Source organism: Hydrogenimonas urashimensis (genome assembly GCF_016593255.1).
GTDB classification, from domain to species: domain Bacteria; phylum Campylobacterota; class Campylobacteria; order Campylobacterales; family Hydrogenimonadaceae; genus Hydrogenimonas; species Hydrogenimonas urashimensis.
This window is the reverse complement of record NZ_AP023212.1, coordinates 1,772,411-1,787,850: the sequence shown is the minus strand read 5'-3', so window position 1 is coordinate 1,787,850 and position 15,440 is coordinate 1,772,411. Positions and strand designations below refer to the sequence as shown.

At 54.1% G+C, this 15,440-nt stretch carries 18 protein-coding genes; 6 read left to right on the top strand and 12 right to left on the bottom strand.

The window, feature by feature from the left end; translation table 11 throughout:
• Nucleotides 1–62 precede the first annotated feature (62 nt).
• Nucleotides 63–1,058: a type I glyceraldehyde-3-phosphate dehydrogenase gene (gene gap, locus JMG82_RS09180; protein WP_201352450.1), complete on the bottom strand. Its 996-nt coding sequence runs from the start codon at nt 1,056–1,058 to the stop codon at nt 63–65.
• An 87-nt stretch (nt 1,059–1,145) separates the two neighbouring features.
• Between gap and nadD the strand changes: the two genes are divergently transcribed.
• Both nadD and rsfS read left to right on the top strand, forming a co-directional pair.
• Nucleotides 1,146–1,703: a nicotinate (nicotinamide) nucleotide adenylyltransferase gene (nadD, locus tag JMG82_RS09175; RefSeq protein ID WP_201352449.1), complete on the top strand. Its 558-nt coding sequence runs from the start codon at nt 1,146–1,148 to the stop codon at nt 1,701–1,703.
• 27 nt (nt 1,704–1,730) lie between these two features.
• Nucleotides 1,731–2,063 (top strand): ribosome silencing factor, encoded by a 333-nt coding sequence (gene rsfS, locus JMG82_RS09170; protein ID WP_201354377.1) that lies wholly within the window; start codon nt 1,731–1,733, stop codon nt 2,061–2,063.
• A gap of 115 nt (nt 2,064–2,178) precedes the next feature.
• Here rsfS and argS read toward each other — a convergent pair whose 3' ends face one another.
• From argS to JMG82_RS09150, 4 genes are all read right to left on the bottom strand, one after another.
• Nucleotides 2,179–3,765, bottom strand: a complete 1,587-nt coding sequence (gene argS, locus JMG82_RS09165) for an arginine--tRNA ligase (RefSeq protein WP_201352448.1) — start codon at nt 3,763–3,765, stop codon at nt 2,179–2,181.
• A gap of 6 nt (nt 3,766–3,771) precedes the next feature.
• Nucleotides 3,772–4,011: a twin-arginine translocase TatA/TatE family subunit gene (locus JMG82_RS09160; protein WP_201352447.1), complete on the bottom strand. Its 240-nt coding sequence runs from the start codon at nt 4,009–4,011 to the stop codon at nt 3,772–3,774.
• An 80-nt stretch (nt 4,012–4,091) separates the two neighbouring features.
• Nucleotides 4,092–4,709 carry a guanylate kinase gene (gene gmk / locus JMG82_RS09155; protein WP_201352446.1) on the bottom strand — a complete coding sequence of 206 codons (618 nt, stop codon included), beginning with the start codon at nt 4,707–4,709 and terminating at the stop codon, nt 4,092–4,094.
• A gap of 3 nt (nt 4,710–4,712) precedes the next feature.
• Complete coding sequence (locus JMG82_RS09150) at nt 4,713–6,179, bottom strand: hypothetical protein (protein ID WP_201352445.1); 1,467 nt, start codon at nt 6,177–6,179, stop codon at nt 4,713–4,715.
• Nucleotides 6,180–6,263: 84 nt separating this feature from the next.
• Between JMG82_RS09150 and JMG82_RS09145 the strand changes: the two genes are divergently transcribed.
• Nucleotides 6,264–6,806, top strand: a complete 543-nt coding sequence (locus tag JMG82_RS09145; protein ID WP_201352444.1) for a phospholipase D-like domain-containing protein — start codon at nt 6,264–6,266, stop codon at nt 6,804–6,806.
• Nucleotides 6,807–6,839: 33 nt separating this feature from the next.
• On the opposite strand, the gene fliR is transcribed toward JMG82_RS09145, so the two are convergent.
• The 5 genes from fliR to bcp form a co-directional block, all read right to left on the bottom strand.
• Nucleotides 6,840–7,610 carry a flagellar biosynthetic protein FliR gene (fliR, locus tag JMG82_RS09140; protein ID WP_201352443.1) on the bottom strand — a complete coding sequence of 257 codons (771 nt, stop codon included), beginning with the start codon at nt 7,608–7,610 and terminating at the stop codon, nt 6,840–6,842.
• Nucleotides 7,607–8,287: an ABC transporter ATP-binding protein gene (locus tag JMG82_RS09135; protein WP_201352442.1), complete on the bottom strand. Its 681-nt coding sequence runs from the start codon at nt 8,285–8,287 to the stop codon at nt 7,607–7,609. The genes fliR and JMG82_RS09135 overlap by 4 nt, the downstream gene beginning before the upstream one ends.
• Before the next feature lie 6 nt (nt 8,288–8,293).
• On the bottom strand, nt 8,294–9,217 hold the full coding sequence (gene tsf / locus JMG82_RS09130) for a translation elongation factor Ts (protein ID WP_201352441.1): 924 nt from the start codon (nt 9,215–9,217) through the stop codon (nt 8,294–8,296).
• Nucleotides 9,218–9,220: 3 nt separating this feature from the next.
• Nucleotides 9,221–10,021: a 30S ribosomal protein S2 gene (gene rpsB, locus JMG82_RS09125; RefSeq protein ID WP_201352440.1), complete on the bottom strand. Its 801-nt coding sequence runs from the start codon at nt 10,019–10,021 to the stop codon at nt 9,221–9,223.
• 389 nt (nt 10,022–10,410) lie between these two features.
• Complete coding sequence (bcp, locus tag JMG82_RS09120; RefSeq protein ID WP_201352439.1) at nt 10,411–10,887, bottom strand: thioredoxin-dependent thiol peroxidase; 477 nt, start codon at nt 10,885–10,887, stop codon at nt 10,411–10,413.
• A gap of 41 nt (nt 10,888–10,928) precedes the next feature.
• Here bcp and JMG82_RS09115 point away from each other — a divergent pair, with 41 nt between their 5' ends.
• Complete coding sequence (locus JMG82_RS09115; RefSeq protein WP_201352438.1) at nt 10,929–11,132, top strand: hypothetical protein; 204 nt, start codon at nt 10,929–10,931, stop codon at nt 11,130–11,132.
• A 296-nt stretch (nt 11,133–11,428) separates the two neighbouring features.
• On the opposite strand, the gene JMG82_RS09110 is transcribed toward JMG82_RS09115, so the two are convergent.
• The gene (locus tag JMG82_RS09110; protein WP_201352437.1) at nt 11,429–11,896 is read right to left on the bottom strand and encodes a 2-thiouracil desulfurase family protein; all 468 of its coding nucleotides are present in this window, start codon (nt 11,894–11,896) and stop codon (nt 11,429–11,431) included.
• On the bottom strand, nt 11,896–13,314 hold the full coding sequence (locus JMG82_RS09105; RefSeq protein WP_201352436.1) for an aldehyde dehydrogenase family protein: 1,419 nt from the start codon (nt 13,312–13,314) through the stop codon (nt 11,896–11,898). The genes JMG82_RS09110 and JMG82_RS09105 overlap by 1 nt, the downstream gene beginning before the upstream one ends.
• 95 nt (nt 13,315–13,409) lie before the next feature.
• Between JMG82_RS09105 and JMG82_RS09100 the strand changes: the two genes are divergently transcribed.
• Both JMG82_RS09100 and JMG82_RS09095 read left to right on the top strand, forming a co-directional pair.
• Nucleotides 13,410–14,327, top strand: coding sequence for a branched-chain amino acid transaminase (locus tag JMG82_RS09100; RefSeq protein WP_201352435.1), 918 nt, complete (start codon nt 13,410–13,412; stop codon nt 14,325–14,327).
• Nucleotides 14,328–14,380: 53 nt separating this feature from the next.
• Nucleotides 14,381–15,439: a prohibitin family protein gene (locus JMG82_RS09095; RefSeq protein ID WP_201352434.1), complete on the top strand. Its 1,059-nt coding sequence runs from the start codon at nt 14,381–14,383 to the stop codon at nt 15,437–15,439.
• Nucleotide 15,440: the final 1 nt, after the last annotated feature.

Sequence of the window (15,440 nt, the reverse complement as noted above, 5' to 3'; positions counted from 1 at the left end):
TCCTTTGTTTTGAATTGTTTTATATATCAATTGTGCCATATTTTGGTTGAAAAAAGGCCCACCTACTGGGTAATGTGCAGTGCCATATCGACCAGTCGGTTAGCATACCCCCATTCGTTGTCGTACCATGCCATGATTTTGAGCATATTCCCTCCGATCACCTGTGTCAGGTCGGCCGAGACGATGGCGCTTCGGGTATCGCCGCAGAAATCCTGGCTGACACCGTATTTCTCGTCCACACCCAGAATTCCCCGCAACTCCCCTTTTGATTTTTCCAGAAACAGAAGATTGACCTCTTCCGCGCTCGTCTCTTTTTCCAAAACCAGATCAAGATCCATCAAAGAGACATCCGGTGTCGGGACCCGGACACTCTGACCGTGGAGTTTGCCTTTGAGATTCGGAAGCACTTTGTAGATCGCCTCGGCCGCATGCGTCGTCGTGGGAACGAGATTCACGGCGGCGGCGCGGCAGCGGCGCAAATCCCGGGAGGTCGGTGCATCCATCAGGTTCTGTCCGCCGGTGTAGGCATGAATCGTCGTCATCAGACCGGTCCGGATGCCGTAGATTTCATCGATCGTTTTGGCGATGGGCCCCAGGCAGTTGGTGGTGCAGCTGGCATTGGAGACGACCGGTTCCCCTTTGTAGGCATCCGCATTGACGCCGAAGACATAGGTGGGTGTATCATCCTCGGCGGGCGCGGAGATGATGACCCGCCTGGCCCCGTGGCGGATATGTGTCTGCACGATATCGCTTCTGAGAAAACGTCCGCTGCACTCGAGCACCACTTCCGCCCCCGCTTCGGCGAAGCGCAGATCGGCAGGATCGGGATGCCTGAAGACCCGCACGCTCTGTCCGCCGATTATGAGCCGATCACCCTCCAGTACCGCCTCTTCGTCGAGCGGACCGTGGACACTGTCGAAATTCGTCAGATATGTCAGCGTCTTCGGATCGGCGAGGTCGTTGATCGCAACCAGCTCCACATCGTCACGCTTGGAGATGATGCGTGCGACACTCCGCCCGATGCGTCCGTATCCGTTGATCGCGATTCTCAAAGCCAATGCCGCATCCTTTGTCAAGAAAATTACGACGATTTTATCAAATGAAGTGTATAATCATCATTAAAACAGGGATATCGGGCAGCGGAAGTGAAAAGAGAGAAAAAAAAGAGCGTCGCGATCTTTGGAGGCAGTTTCGATCCCCCGCATCTTGGGCACCTCGAAATCATGAAAAAAGCGCTGGAAAAGCTGGATATCGACAAGCTCATCGTCGTACCGGCTTTCATCAGTCCTTTTAAAAAAGGGCACAGGGCGCCGCCGAAGCTTCGTCTCAAATGGCTTGGAAAGATCGCGGCTTTCGATCCGCGTATCGAGATAAGCGACTTCGAAATAAAAAAAGAGGGACCCTCCTACTCGATCGACACGGTCAACCATTTTGCCCGCTTTTTTGATACAATCTATTTCATTATCGGAGCCGACAACCTGAAAGATCTCCACAAATGGCACCGTTTCGACGAATTGAACGAAAAAGTGAGATGGGTGGTGGCGACACGAAACGACGAACCGATACCCGAAGGCTTCATCCGGCTCGACATCGATATGCCGATCAGTTCGACAGCACTGCGGGAAAAGATCGATCCGGCATGGATTCCCGAAGCGATCCGGGAGGAAGTCACGGAATTTTATAAACAGAAAGTCAAAAACTGAACAAAGGGAGTCTATTTGAATAAACAGATGCAGGAGCGTATCGACAGAATCGTCGATCTTCTTGACCGGAAAAAAGCGGAAGATATCCAGGTTTTCGATCTGCATGACAAAGAGTACCTGACCCAGGCCGTCATTATCGCCACGACACTGGGAGACAAGCACACCCTGGCGCTGCTCGATTACCTCAAGGAGGAGCTCAAGCCGGCGGGGGAAACCTTCGTCGCCACCGAAGAGGGCGAGCAGTGGACCGTCGTCGACCTGGGGGACATCATGATCCACCTTATGGTTCCCGAATACCGTGCCAAATACAACCTGGAAGAGTTTCTCGATTCGCTGGGGAAAAAGGAGTCGAACGATTGATCGACAGAGCCCCGACTGGACCGGAACAGTTGCAAGCTAACTCGTCGGGGCTCTTGGAACACTTTTGAAGCAAAGAGTGTTCCAGATTTACTCAAACACCCCGTAAAAAGGCTTGTCACATCCTCTTCATCGCGGTGATGCCCAGCATTCTAAGACCGACACGCAAAGAGAGTGCGACCATTGCCGACAGCTTGAGCAGTTTGTCTTCGTTCGGCGTACCGAGGACTTTGTTGTCATAGTAGAATTTGTGGTATTTGCCGGCGAGATACTTCAGATAATCGGTCACTTTCTGAAGCTGGCGGCTTTCGAAAGCGTCTTCCAGCACCTCCGGCAGGATGAGCGCCGTAAAGAGCAGATCGTACGCATCCTCGTTCAGACCTTCAAGCGGCGCATTAAAAACCTCTTCCTGGCTTCTGCCCGCCTTCTCGAAAAGAGAGAAGACCCGTGCATGGGCGTAGTTGATGTAGTAGATGGGATTGGAATTGTCCTTTTTCTTGAGATCCTCCACATCGAATTCCAGATGGGTATCGCTCTTTTTGGTCAGAAAGATGAAACGCAGGGCATCGGGACCGATCTCCCTGACGATATCCTGCATCAGAATGAAGTTGCCGGCTCGTTTGGACATCTTGTAGGGTTCGCCCCCTTTGAGCAGCGAAACCATCTGTGAAAGAATGATTTCAAGTCGCTGGGGGTCGTACCCGAAAAAGGCGATGGCCGCTTTGACGCGGGCGATGTAGCCGTGATGGTCGGCACCCCAGATATTGATGTAGTGGTCGTACCCGCGCTCGAATTTGAGATAATGGTAGATGATGTCACCGGCCAAGTAGGTGGGCCGCCCGTCTTCACGGACCACGACACGGTCTTTTTCGTCCCCGTGTTCGGTCGATTTGAGCCACCATTTTCCGTCTTTTTCGTACACGGCCCCCGCGTCGGCCAGTTTCGTCAAAATCTCGTCCCATCTTTCGTAAAGCGACTTTTCGCTCACATAATGGTCGAAAAAGATGCCCACCTCCGCGAGATTGCTGTTGATCAGTTCGAGCATCCTCTCTTTCGCCCACTCGGAAATCTCGGGAATGTAACTTTCGTCCATGAACTTCTCTTCGCCGAGCGCATCGACGGCTTTTTGGGCAAGATCAACGATATACTCTCCGCGGTAATACTCTTGCGGCCATGTCACATCCAGGCCGAGAACCGCCTCGCGTCCTGCCAGATAGACCGAAAGCCCCAGAAGATAGATCTGGTTGCCCGCATCGTTGACATAGTACTCACGCTCGATGCGATGCCCCACATGCGTTCCGATGCGCGCCAGAACATCGCCCCATACCGCCCCGCGGGCGTGCCCGATATGCAGGGGACCCGTCGGATTGGCGCTCACGAATTCCAGAAGGATGGAATGGCCGTTTTCGCCCTTTCCGAAATCCTCTTCATGCTCAAGCGCCCAGACAGCATACTCGTTCAAAAAGGCGTGGCTGAGTTTGATATTGACGTAGCCTTTGAGTGCATCGACCTTTTCGAACATCTCCTCTTCCCGAAGCTTTTCCGCCAGCTCTTCGGCGATCTGCATCGGGTTTCTGCGAAGGGTTTTCGCGAGAGAGAAAGCGATTGGCGTGGCGTAATGGCCAAACTTTTTGTCTTTCGGTTTTTCCAGGACAACCGGATGGTCGATATGTTTTCGAAGAACTTCGTAGACGCGTTTTTTCAAAGCGAATCAGGCCTCTTTCTTCTCTTCTGCTTTGGAGGTTTCAGCCGTTTCGGCCTTCTGTTCAACCTGCTTTTCGGCCTTTGCGGAAGCTGCAAGCTCCTCCTCTTCATCCTCTTTCATCGCTTTTTTGAAGTTTCGGATGCCGCTGCCCATTCCCTTGGCGAGTTCCGGGATCTTTTTGGCTCCGAAAAGCAATACGACGATCGCAAGAATGACTAGCAGTTCCGGCATTGATGGCATACCCATATTTTTCTCCTCTTTCGTTATTGAAAAATTTCGATTTATTATATCGATCGTTGCCTGTTGCAGGCCTTATGTCGTCTCTTTCATTGGCCCCGCCATTTGTTGATGAACTGCAGGGCCTGTTTGCGGCCTTTTTTGAGGCGGGCGGCCTTGGCGACGGCGATGAAGGAGTCGAGAGCCTTTTCGAAATCGTCGTTGACGATCAGGAAATCGTAGGCGGTGATGTACTCGATCTCTATCAGGGCGTTTTCGATACGGTTTTGTATGATCGTCTCATTATCCGTCCCGCGGTGTTTCAACCGCCGTTTTAGCTCTTCGAGTGTCGGCGTCGTCACGAAAACAGAGGTGATCAGGTCTCCCATCCGCTCCCGGGCGATGGCGTGTCCTTGCACATCGATATCGAAGATGACCAGCTTCCCCGCTTCCAGTGCTTCGCGGACCGGTTTGAGAGAGGTTCCGTAGTAGTTGCCATGCACCTGCGCATACTCCAGAAATTCTCCGGCCCTGATGTCGGCTTCGAAAGTCTCCTTGTCGACGAAAAAATAGTCGATGCCGTCACGCTCTCCCTCGCGGGGCGCACGGGTGGTGGTGGAGATGGAGAAGTAGTAGTCGCCTATTTTGTCGCCGGCCGCCTTGATCAGCGAACTCTTTCCCGCACCGCTGGGGCCCGATATGATCAGAATCGATCCAAAGTTACTCATCTATCACACATCCTTCGGAAAGCTGATGTTGATAGTGATCTCTGCACCGGCGAGGAGTTTGCGCAGCGCTTCGGGATCGGTGCCGAGCAGTCGGGATATGAGTACACCCTCCGCTCCCGTCGCGGCCGGCCTCTCCTCTTTCTCTGCCGCCTGAAGCTCCTCTTTTTCGATCTGCTTCTCTGCCGCGGGCTCGCTCAGAACACCGCTTTCTTCGGCAATCTCCTCACCAAGAACGGCACCGAGCTCTTCTTCTGAAATCTGGGCGAACTCATCGCTTTGCGGAAGCTGCGGCGTCTCATCCTCCAACATCTCCAGGCCCTCGATCTCCTCCAGCGATATCTCTTCTGGCATCTCCTCTTCCGCCGCCTTTTCGCCGACTGTCTCCTGTGCCTCTTCGGGTTCGCCTTCCCTCTCTTCCGAAAGAGCCGCTTCGAGCCATTCGGGTTCTGTGAGCTCCTCTTCCTCTTCGGTGCCGCTTTGGGGCTCTTCTCCGAGAAGCTCTTTCACTTCGGTGACGAGTTCTTCATCAAGCACACCGCCCGCCGGCTCTTCCGGCTCGGGCAGACTGATGGGTTCTTCCTCCTCGCCGATCTCCTCCTGCGGTGTTTCGGCACGCTCCTCCTCGACCGTCTCTTTTTCCGCTATCTCAAGGTCCAAGCCCTCCAAAAGCGCCTCGAAATCCTCTTCGGCACCCTCTGCCGTTTCCGTCTCCTCCGTAACCTCGACCTCCTCGAGCAGTTTGTCGAAATCAAACGCTTCACCGGCCTCTTCGGTCGCCTCCGCTTTTTCGGGCATAGCCTCCGCCTCTTCTTTCGTCTCTTCCTCCGCTTCGAAAATGGGCTCCTCTTCGGCGGCGGAAGGTGCCGGAGTGGCCTCTTGTGCTCCCTCTTGTGCTTCGAGTGAAGCCATCAAGGCCTCGAAATCCTCTTCGGCCGCTTCTGCTTCCTCCTCTTTCTCTGCTTCGTGCGTTTCCGCTTCGAGCTCTTCTAGCAGCATATCGAAATCTTCGGCCCCGACGATCTTCTCCTCCTCCGACGCCGCTTCCTTTTCGAGCTCTTCGCCCACCGGTTCCGACCCCGCCTCCACCGACGGTTCCGAGGGCGCTGTCTCTTCCATGCTCTTTTCCTCCTGCGCTTCCATCTCCGGGAACAGCAGGTCGTCGTTGATTTCACCCATCAAATCCACCATCTCCGTCGGCAGGAAGGGTTTTTTGATGTAGTAGTCAAAACCCGGTATCTTCTCCTCGTCTTCCGCATAGATCAGGCAGGTCCGTTTGACACCCGTGCGCCTTTTTAGCGTCTCGGGGGTCTCTGCGTCAAGTTTCGCACTGTCGATGAAAAGAACATCGTAGTCTCCTCTTTCCATCTCATCGAGAGAAAACTCTTCCACGATCTCGTAACCCGACTTCTGGGCGCTGAGTCCTGCCAGTTTGGAGACGATCGGATTCTGATTGATTAACAGTATACGCATTCTCGAAGCCTTTGTATATGGATAGTTTCAGACACTGGTTTTATTGTATAATCAACATCATTTATTTTTCCTTTAGGATCATACATGCGTATCTTCCGGCCGCTCATCATACTCCTGGCACTCCTGGCCGCCGCTTCGGCCCAGCCTGCCAAAAGCCGTCTTTTCACTCTTCCCTACGAAGCGCGCGACGCCCTGAGAACACTCACCAAAACGATCGACAACGCTCACGACCGTATCGACGCCGCCATCTACAGCTTCACCCACAAAACCATTGCGAAACATCTGAAAAATGCGGCCCGCAGGGGAGTAAAGATACGCATTATTTTCGACAGGTCGGCCAACCTGCGCAACCGCAAAAGCCAGCTCGGCTACCTCGCGAAATACAGAAACATCGAAACAATGCTTCTGGCGGGCAAGCCCTACCGCGATCCCGACGGCGACCGGGCGCTGATGCACATGAAAATGATGGTGGTCGACAGTCGCCATGTCGTCCTTGGATCGGCCAATTGGACCTATTCCGCTTTTGGGAAGAATTACGAAGTCATCCTTTTCATCGACGATTACGCTGCGGCAAAACGCCTGGAGCGCTCCTTCGAAAGAATGATGCGCTCGGCAACACCCTACTGACGCCCTTGGCGGTTTCCATTCCCCCTTCGGGCGTCATCCTCCTATCCACTTCATCAAAACACCGACCGCATCTACGAACTCCCTCTTGAAAAGAAGCATCATCGAACCCAGTACGGCCATCCAGACCATAAGCGAAAGGGCGATTTTGATGGGGAAACCGACAACGAGCAGGTTGAACTGGGGCATCGTCTTCATCAGCATTCCGAAAATGATATCAGAAAGCAGCGAGAGCGCCACGATCGGAAAGGCGACGGAGAATCCGAGCATAAAAAGATTGCCCATCGCGCCCATGACATAGTCGAACATCTTCGGATCGAGCACCAGTCCCCCCAAAGGCGCCCCTTTCAGAGCCTTCACCATCCAGATCAGCATCATGTGGTGCCCGTCGAATGCCAGCAGAATCAGCAGGGCCATCATCGTGAGAAACTGGCTGACGAGCGGGGACTGTATCTGGCTTTGCGGATCGATGACGCTCGCCAGCGAAAACCCCATGACAAAAGCGATCTGTTCGCCGGCATAGGCGAAAATCCCGAAAACGATATTCAAGACCACACCGGCAATCAGCCCCATGACGATTTCCGAAAAGAGGGCGGCGAAAAAGAGCCCGACGCTTGCGGGTTCCGGCGTTGTCTGAACGATGGGGTAGAGCACGAGGGTAAGATAGAAGGCGAATGCCGCTTTGATCGAAGGGGAGACCGACATGTGACTGAAGAAGGGAAGAAAGACAAAGAGTGTCGAAAGCCGGACGAAGAGGAGCAAAAAGGTGTAGATGTGATCGGGCTGGAGCAGGCTGTACCAGCTCACCGAATCGGCTCCAGTCTCGTATGTTCAAGCCGATAGATCCGGTCACAGCTTTCTGCGATGCGTCTGTCGTGCGTGACCAGAAAAAGCATGCCCTTGACTCTCTCCACATGGTCGAAGATCGCATCCATGACGATATGGGCCGTCTCGTCATCCAGGTTGCCGGTGGGCTCGTCGGCGAAAATGAGGCGCGGATTTTTGGCCAGGACCCTCGCGATGGAAACACGCTGCTGCTGCCCTCCCGAAAGTTCCGTCACCCTCTGCTCGATAACTTTCTCGATGCCGAGTCGTTCAAGCAGTTCCCCGTCCGGCTCCGTTCCGCCAAGTAATGTGGCGATTTCGATATTTTCGGCGGCACTCATCCCCTTGAAAAGGTAGTGGAACTGAAAGATGATACCTATCTCGTACCGCCGTATCGCAAGCTGCTCGCGGGCAGTGAGGGAGTAGATGTCCGACCCCAGCAGGCGAACATCGCCGCGCTGCGGTTTCAACAGTGTCGCAAGAATGTGCAGCAGCGTCGATTTGCCGCTGCCGCTGACACCGACAACCGCGACTCTCTCATTCTCACGAATGGTCAGATCGATGTTTTCAAAAAGGGTATAGTCGAATGCATGGGTAAGCCCGTGGGCTTCGAGGAGCACCGGAGCGTCGGACGCCCCGGCAGGGTCAGAAAGAGGCATGGGATGTTATTTGCCCATTTGCGCCGCAACTTCCGCTGCGAAATCTTCCTCTTTCTTTTCGATGCCTTCGCCAAGTTCGAAACGGATGAATTCGACGATTTTCGCCGTTCCGCCCGCCTCTTTGGCCGCTTCGTCGAGCACCTGGCCGACCGTTTTCTTGTCATCCATGACGAAAGGTTGGTTGACGAGCGTGTTGTCTTTGAGGAACCGCTTGATTTTGCCTGGGATGATTTTGTCCCAGATCTTTTCGGGTTTGCCCTCTTTTTTAAGCTGTTCGACCGCGATCTCCTTCTCCTTCTCGATCACTTCGGCGGGCACGGCCTCTTCGTCGAGGTAGGCAGGATTCATCGCGGCGATGTGCATAGCGATGTTTTTGAGTGTGGGGCGGATCGCTTCGCAGGTTTTGTCGCTGTCGCACTTGGCGGCGACGAGGACCCCCACTTTTCCGTTGCCGTGGATGTAGCCTTCGACGGTTCCGTTTTCGCCCGCATCTACGGTAACGAATCGGCGCATGACGATGTTTTCGCCGATTTTGGCGATCTCGCCTTTGAGATACTCTTCGAAGGTGGTGCCGTCAATCTCTGTCTGCAGCAGGTCTTCAACCGTCGTCGCCGTCGAGCAGTGAACGTGGCGTGTCGCTTTTTTCACGAGCGATTTGAAGTTGTCGTTCTGGGCCACAAAATCGGTTTCGGAGTTGATCTCGGCGATCGTTCCCTTGCGGTGATCGTCGCTGATTTCGATGCTGATCGCACCCTCGCTGGCCACGCGCCCCGCCTTTTTCGCGGCGTTGCTGAGCCCTTTTTTGCGAAGCCACTCAACGGCGGCCTCCATGTCACCGTTTGTTTCGGTGAGCGCTTTTTTACAGTCCATCATCCCCGCGTTGGTCATCTGGCGGAGTTCTTTGACCATTGCTGCTGTTACTGCTGCCATCGGTTACTCTCCTTCGGTTTCTTCGGTCGCTTCGGCAGCTTCCGCTTCGCCTTCCGCCACCGCTTCTTCTGTCACGGCCGCCATCTCCTCTTCCGTGACGGCTTCCTCCTCTTCGGCTTCCTGAGCCGCAAGCTCGCGTCCTTCGATGATTGCGTCCGCCATTTCACGGCAAAAAAGCTGGATAGAGCGGATCGCGTCGTCGTTGCCCGGAATCGGGTAGTCGATGACATCGGGATCGCAGTTGGTATCCAGCGGCGCGATGACCGGGATACCGAGACGGCGCGCCTCTTTGATCGCGATGCGCTCTTTGACCGCGTCGATCACAAAGAGGTAGTCGGGAAGTTTTTTCATGTTGCGGATACCGCCGAGATAATTTTCGAGTTTCTCTTTTTTGCGCTGGAGCATCAGGGCCTCTTTTTTGGTCAGAAGGTCCATCTTTCCGCTCTCTTGCATCTCTTCGATTACTTCGAGTTTGCGGATCGATTTGCGGATGGTCTGGTAGTTGGTGAGCATACCGCCGAGCCAGCGGGTCTGAACGTAAGGCATGCCGCAGCGCTGCGCATGCTCGACGATCGCGTTGCGCGCCTGTTTTTTGGTGCCTACGAACATGACGGTCTTGCCTTCCGCCGCCGCGTCGCGAACGACGTTGTAGGTGTAACGGAAGTAGCGAAGCGTCTTCTGCAGGTCGATAATGTGGATGTTTTTTCGTACGCCGAAGATGAATTTCTTCATTTTCGGATTCCAACGACGTGTCTGGTGTCCAAAGTGCATACCGCACTCGAGCAGGTCCTTCATGGTGACCATGGGTTCTCCTTGAGATAAATTTGTACTGTGCCATATGGCCAGGTTTTTACGTCAAAAGACGTTCCTCTGTGCCCATCAACGCGAAAAATGCGCAACCTGTCAAGGATTGACACATGTGAGGTTTCCATTTTTCCGTACCAAAAAAGCTTGCCTTTTTGGCAGGGACTCATCGCTCCCTGTACCCTTCCGAAGCTTCGAAAACATTGGCGTTTTCAAGACGGGACGACACAGCGTTAAAAATCGTGTTATCGTCGGGTACACAAGAAAATGGAGTGCAATTTTACTAAAACAGACCTGAAATTAAGCTTTTCAAAAGTGTATAGACGAACGCCGCTCAAAGCAACGCTATCTTTACATGGAGGGCCGCAAAGCGGCCATGCCGACACTTTTTACTTTTCACCATTTTCAAGCTCTTCAAGCTTCGCCTTCACCGCTTCCACGTGCCCTTTCACCCGCACCTTCGGCCAGACCGCCGCTATCCTCCCTTCGGGGTCGATGAGAAATGTGGAGCGGATCACCCCTTCGTACTCCTTGCCGTAGAGCTTCTTGAGGCCCCACGCGCCATAGGCCTTGAGCACATCTTTGCTCTCTTCGCTGAGCAGCGTGATCTTAAGCCCCTTCTTCTCGATGAATTTTTGATGCTTTTCGGGCGAGTCGGGGCTCACGCCCAAAATCACCGCATCGAGCGCCTCGAAATCGGGCATCGCCTCGGTAAATTCACACGCCTCGGTCGTGCATCCGGGCGTAAGATCTTTCGGATAGAAATAGAGCACGACCCATTTGCCTTTCAGATCGCGCAGACAGATTTCGACGTTATCCTGATTTAGCAGGCAAAATTCCGGTGCTTTCTGACCCACTTCAACCATCGCTTTCCTCCCAATGTAAAATTTTTGGTAGTATAGCATTTATGCAAAACACGGAAAAAGAAGATCTTTTAAAAGAGATCGAAAAACTGCTCAGCTTCGACGGCAACGACACGACGATCAACCCCGACTACCTCGCTTACTTCACCCGCGAAGAGCTCGCCTCCATCAAAAAAGAGCTCGAACGAAAATATGACAACATGGTCGAAGAGAACCTGGAGTGGATGCAGCAGTTCAAAAAGAGATAAAAACTTTCTCTTCAAAACGACCCGATTCGGGCAACAGCTTCCGATACGCTGAAATGAATAGAAGATTGAGTATCTCGTTTATTAACTTGTACATATATTCTATGCAATCAAAACCCTCTTTTGTTACGCAATAGATGAGAGGCCATAATTTATGGATACAAAATTCCTCTGCATTCTGACCAAAACTTCAAAATCAAAGAGTTTGAGATGACAAAACATCCTGATGTCGTTTTTTTGAATTTTCTTTACTCTCTTCGAAACTGTTTTATACATTCGAACAATCGTTGATTCAGCCATCACATCTTGTCATCAGATTTTTTCTCAATCAAACTTTCGTCATCCACCGCCTTGATCCCGCGGGCTTTGGCTTCGGCGGCCATGATGCCCGACTCTTTTTCGCTGATGAGATTTCCCTCTTCGTCATAGAGCTTGCCGGTGGCCACGCCGCAGCTGGGGCTTCGGGCCTTGCCGATGAAAAGGTCGAAATCTTCGTGTTCGTCGAAAAATTTTTGGGCGTAGTCGGCGATGGGGCCGGTGCGGTCGATTTTGGTGAACTTGGTCAGGACTTTGACGCCTTCGTCGGTGACGGTGAGGTCCATCGCCTCCCTGGGTGTGCCGAAGCAGGTGTCTTCGGGACAGAAATAGACGATCTCGCACCCTTGCTTTTCAAGTTTTTCGATCAGCGCCGGGTTGCCTTTGGGCTCCCCGTTGTAGCGGCAGTTCTTCCCGGCAAGACAGGCGCTGACGGCCACTTTTTTCGCCATCAGAAAATCACCACCGACTGGATCTCCGTAAACTCTTCCAGGGCAAACTGCGGGCCTTCACGGCCGACACCGGAGAGTTTCATGCCCCCGTAGGGCTGGATGTCGAAGCGCACGGTGGGGACATCGTTGACGACGATGCCGCCGCACTCGAAACGATCCAACGCCCTTTGCGTCATCTGCAGGTCGTTGGTGAAGATCGAAAACTGCAGGCCGTAGGGGGAGTCGTTCATCTTTTGCACCGCTTCATCGAAACTTTCGACTTTGACGAGGCTGACGATCGGGGCGAAAACCTCTTCGCAGACGATGGCCATCTCCTCGGTGACGTCGGCCATGACCGTAGGGGCGAAGATGCCCTCGACCAGTTCGCCGCCGGCGATGACTCGTGCGCCCTCTTTTTTGGCGCTTTCGACCCATTTCATCGCCCGCTTTTTCGCCTCCTCGTTGATGAGCGGCCCCATGAAGGTATCGTCGTCGTAGGGGCTTCCGACCTTGAGCTTTTTCGTCTCTTGGGCGATCGCTTCGGCGAAGCGGTCGTAGATGGCGGCATCGACGTAGATGCGCTGCAAAGAGATACAGACCTGCCCGCTGTTGACGAAGGCGCCAAAGGCGCACCGGGCGGCGGCATGGGCGATATCGGCGCTCCTTTCGACGAACGTGGCGGCGTTGCCTCCAAGCTCGAGACTTATTTTCTTGATTCCGGCCGTTTTGGTGATGATGTGGCCTACCGGCACGCTGCCCGTGAAACTGATAACCCGCGGGATGTCGCTGCCAACCAGCGCACTTCCCACTTCCGCATCGCCATAGACGAGGCTGAGCATATCCTCCACCGCATACTCGCTTTCGATAAAAGCGCGGGCGAAAAGATAGGCGGTGCCGGGCGCCTCCGGTGTCGGTTTGAGCACAACGCTGCATCCGGCCCCCAGCGCCGGCGCCAGTTTGTGGGCCGCGAGATTCAGAGGGAAGTTGAAGGGGGTGATCGCCACGACCACACCGGCAGGAACCCGCCGCCAGAATGCGGTCGCTTTTCTGCCGCTCGGCGTCGCGTCCACGGGAATCGTCTCTCCCCGCACATGGGTCAGGGCATCGGCGGTGAGCTCGACCGTCTCGATGCAGCGGTCCACCTCGATGCGGCTGAACATGATCGGTTTTCCGATCTCGTCCGTGATCGTTTTCGCGAAAAGTTCCCGCTCATCCCGTATCCGCTTCGCCACATCCCTGAGCCAGGCAATCCTGCGCGAAAGCGGAATCTGCCTGTTTCTCTCGAAAGCCTGCTTGGCGATTTTCAAAGCGGCCCTGGCATCGTCGGCATCGCATACCGGGGCGGTCGAGACCACCTCCCCGTTATAGGGCGAACGACGCTCCGATATCCTCTTCTCTTCCACCATCTTGGAGCCCATCAATACTTTCGCTTCAACCATCTGCATCTCCTATCACTTTTTCAAAAACTGGTTTTAATCTATTATAAGATAAAATCAACCAATTTTTCTATGAATCGACATATTTGGAGTAGTGAATGAAACAGGCTGATACCATCTGGATGAACGGCAAACTGATCCCATGGAACGAGGCGAAGGTGCATGTTTTGACCCATACACTGCATTACGGCAACGGGGTCTTCGAAGGCACCCGCGCCTACAAAACCGACAAAGGACTGGCGATTTTCCGTCTGCGCGACCACACGAAACGTCTTCTCGACTCGGCGAAAATCACGATGATCAAAAGCCCCTACACTCTCGAAGAGCTCGAAGCCGCCCAGCTGGAACTGCTGCGGGAGAACCATTTCGGTGGCAATGTCTACATCCGTCCGCTCATCTACCTTGGATACGGCGTTATGGGCCTCTATCATGTCAACGCTCCGGTCGAGGTGGCCATCGCCGCCTGGGAGTGGGGCAGCTATCTCGGTGAAGAGGGTCTCGAAAAGGGAATCCGCGTCAAGATCGCCTCTTTCGCACGCAACTCGGTCAAATCCACGATGGGCAAAGCCAAAGCGGTCGCCAACTACCTCAACAGCCAGATGGCCAAATTCGAAGCCCTCGAAGCGGGTTACGAAGAGGCGCTGCTGCTGGATGACGAGGGGTTCATCGCCGAAGGAAGCGGCGAATGTTTCTTCATCGTCCGCGACGGAAAGATCATCACGCCCCCCAACGACAACAGTCTCGAGAGTATCACCCAGGCCACCGTCATCGAACTGGCGGAAAAACTGGGATACACCGTAGAACATCGCCGCATCACCCGTGACGAAGTTTACATCGCCGACGAAGCCTTTTTCACCGGCACGGCCGCCGAAGTGACACCGGTCCGTGAAGTGGATGCCCGCATCATTGGCGAAGGGCACCGCGGCCCCATCACCGAAGCGCTCCAGAAGGCCTATTTCGACGTGGTCTACGGACGCGACAAAGATTTCGAACACTACCTGACCTATGTTTCATAAACCCGTGAACAGAAATTTTTTAGTTTTTATCTTTTAGATTTAAGGAATCAAATATGCCAGCAGACATGAACGACTATTTCAACAAACAGCGGGGTGAAGGGGGCGGAAACAAGCCCCCCAAGCCGCCGCAGTTCATCCAGGATTTCAGCAAGAAGGCGACGGTGCTCTACGTGCTCGTCATCGTCGCGGCGCTGCTCGTCTTTTTCAAACCCTTCGTTGTTATCAACTCCGGTGAAGTGGGCATTTTGAAAACGGCCGGCAAATTCGACCCCGAGCCACTGCAGCCGGGACTGCATTTCTTCATCCCGGCCATTCAGGATGTCATCGTCGTCGATACCCGGGTGCGAATCGTCAACTACAAAACCACCGCGAGCGAAGGCGATTTTGACCGCCGGGGCGGGGTGTTGATCAAACCGGCCATCGAGGTGCTCGACGCCCGGGGCCTTCCGGTCAACATCGAACTGACGGTGCAGTACCGCCTCAACCCGATGAGGGCTCCCCAGACCATCGCCGAGTGGGGACTTAATTGGGAGGAGAAGATCATCAACCCGGTCGTACGCGATGTGGTACGCAACGTCATCGGCCAGTACAAAGCCGAGGAGTTGCCGGTCAAGCGGAACGAAATCGCGATCAAGATACAAAACGACATCGCCAAGGAGATCGACAAACTCGAACACAAGCCGGTGGAACTGGTGGCGGTGCAGCTTCGGGCCATCATTCTGCCCAAAAAGATCAAAGAGCAGATCGAGCGGGTGCAGATAGCCAAGCAGGAAGCGGAACGGGTCAAGTACGAAGTACTCCGGGCCAAGCAGGAAGCGGAGAAAAAAGCGGCACTGGCCAAAGGTACAGCGGAAGCGAAAAAGATCCAGGCACAGGGCGAGGCCGATCGCATCCGCATCGAAGCCCAGGCCCAGGCCAAAGCCAACAAACTGATCAGCGACTCGCTGACACCCGAACTGCTTCAACTGCGCCAGATCGAAGTGCAGGGCCAATTCAACGAAGCGCTCAAAACCAACAGGGACGCCAAGATATTCCTGACACCCGGCGGTGCCGTGCCCAACATATGGATCGATACCAAAGATAAGCGGCGAAGCTCCGCTGTTTCGGAATAAG

What these genes read in the sequence shown, in the direction of transcription:
- tsf (WP_201352441.1), bottom strand. Translation starts at nt 9,217, where the DNA reads ATGGCAGCAGTAACAGCAGCAATGGTCAAAGAACTCCGCCAGATGACC.
- rpsB (WP_201352440.1), bottom strand. Translation starts at nt 10,021, where the DNA reads ATGGTCACCATGAAGGACCTGCTCGAGTGCGGTATGCACTTTGGACAC.
- bcp (WP_201352439.1), bottom strand. Translation starts at nt 10,887, where the DNA reads ATGGTTGAAGTGGGTCAGAAAGCACCGGAATTTTGCCTGCTAAATCAG.
- rsfS (WP_201354377.1), top strand. Translation starts at nt 1,731, where the DNA reads ATGCAGGAGCGTATCGACAGAATCGTCGATCTTCTTGACCGGAAAAAA.
- JMG82_RS09145 (WP_201352444.1), top strand. Translation starts at nt 6,264, where the DNA reads ATGCGTATCTTCCGGCCGCTCATCATACTCCTGGCACTCCTGGCCGCC.
- JMG82_RS09115 (WP_201352438.1), top strand. Translation starts at nt 10,929, where the DNA reads ATGCAAAACACGGAAAAAGAAGATCTTTTAAAAGAGATCGAAAAACTG.
- JMG82_RS09110 (WP_201352437.1), bottom strand. Translation starts at nt 11,896, where the DNA reads ATGGCGAAAAAAGTGGCCGTCAGCGCCTGTCTTGCCGGGAAGAACTGC.
- JMG82_RS09100 (WP_201352435.1), top strand. Translation starts at nt 13,410, where the DNA reads ATGAAACAGGCTGATACCATCTGGATGAACGGCAAACTGATCCCATGG.
- JMG82_RS09105 (WP_201352436.1), bottom strand. Translation starts at nt 13,314, where the DNA reads ATGGTTGAAGCGAAAGTATTGATGGGCTCCAAGATGGTGGAAGAGAAG.
- gmk (WP_201352446.1), bottom strand. Translation starts at nt 4,709, where the DNA reads ATGAGTAACTTTGGATCGATTCTGATCATATCGGGCCCCAGCGGTGCG.
- JMG82_RS09095 (WP_201352434.1), top strand. Translation starts at nt 14,381, where the DNA reads ATGCCAGCAGACATGAACGACTATTTCAACAAACAGCGGGGTGAAGGG.
- JMG82_RS09150 (WP_201352445.1), bottom strand. Translation starts at nt 6,179, where the DNA reads ATGCGTATACTGTTAATCAATCAGAATCCGATCGTCTCCAAACTGGCA.
- JMG82_RS09160 (WP_201352447.1), bottom strand. Translation starts at nt 4,011, where the DNA reads ATGGGTATGCCATCAATGCCGGAACTGCTAGTCATTCTTGCGATCGTC.
- JMG82_RS09135 (WP_201352442.1), bottom strand. Translation starts at nt 8,287, where the DNA reads ATGCCTCTTTCTGACCCTGCCGGGGCGTCCGACGCTCCGGTGCTCCTC.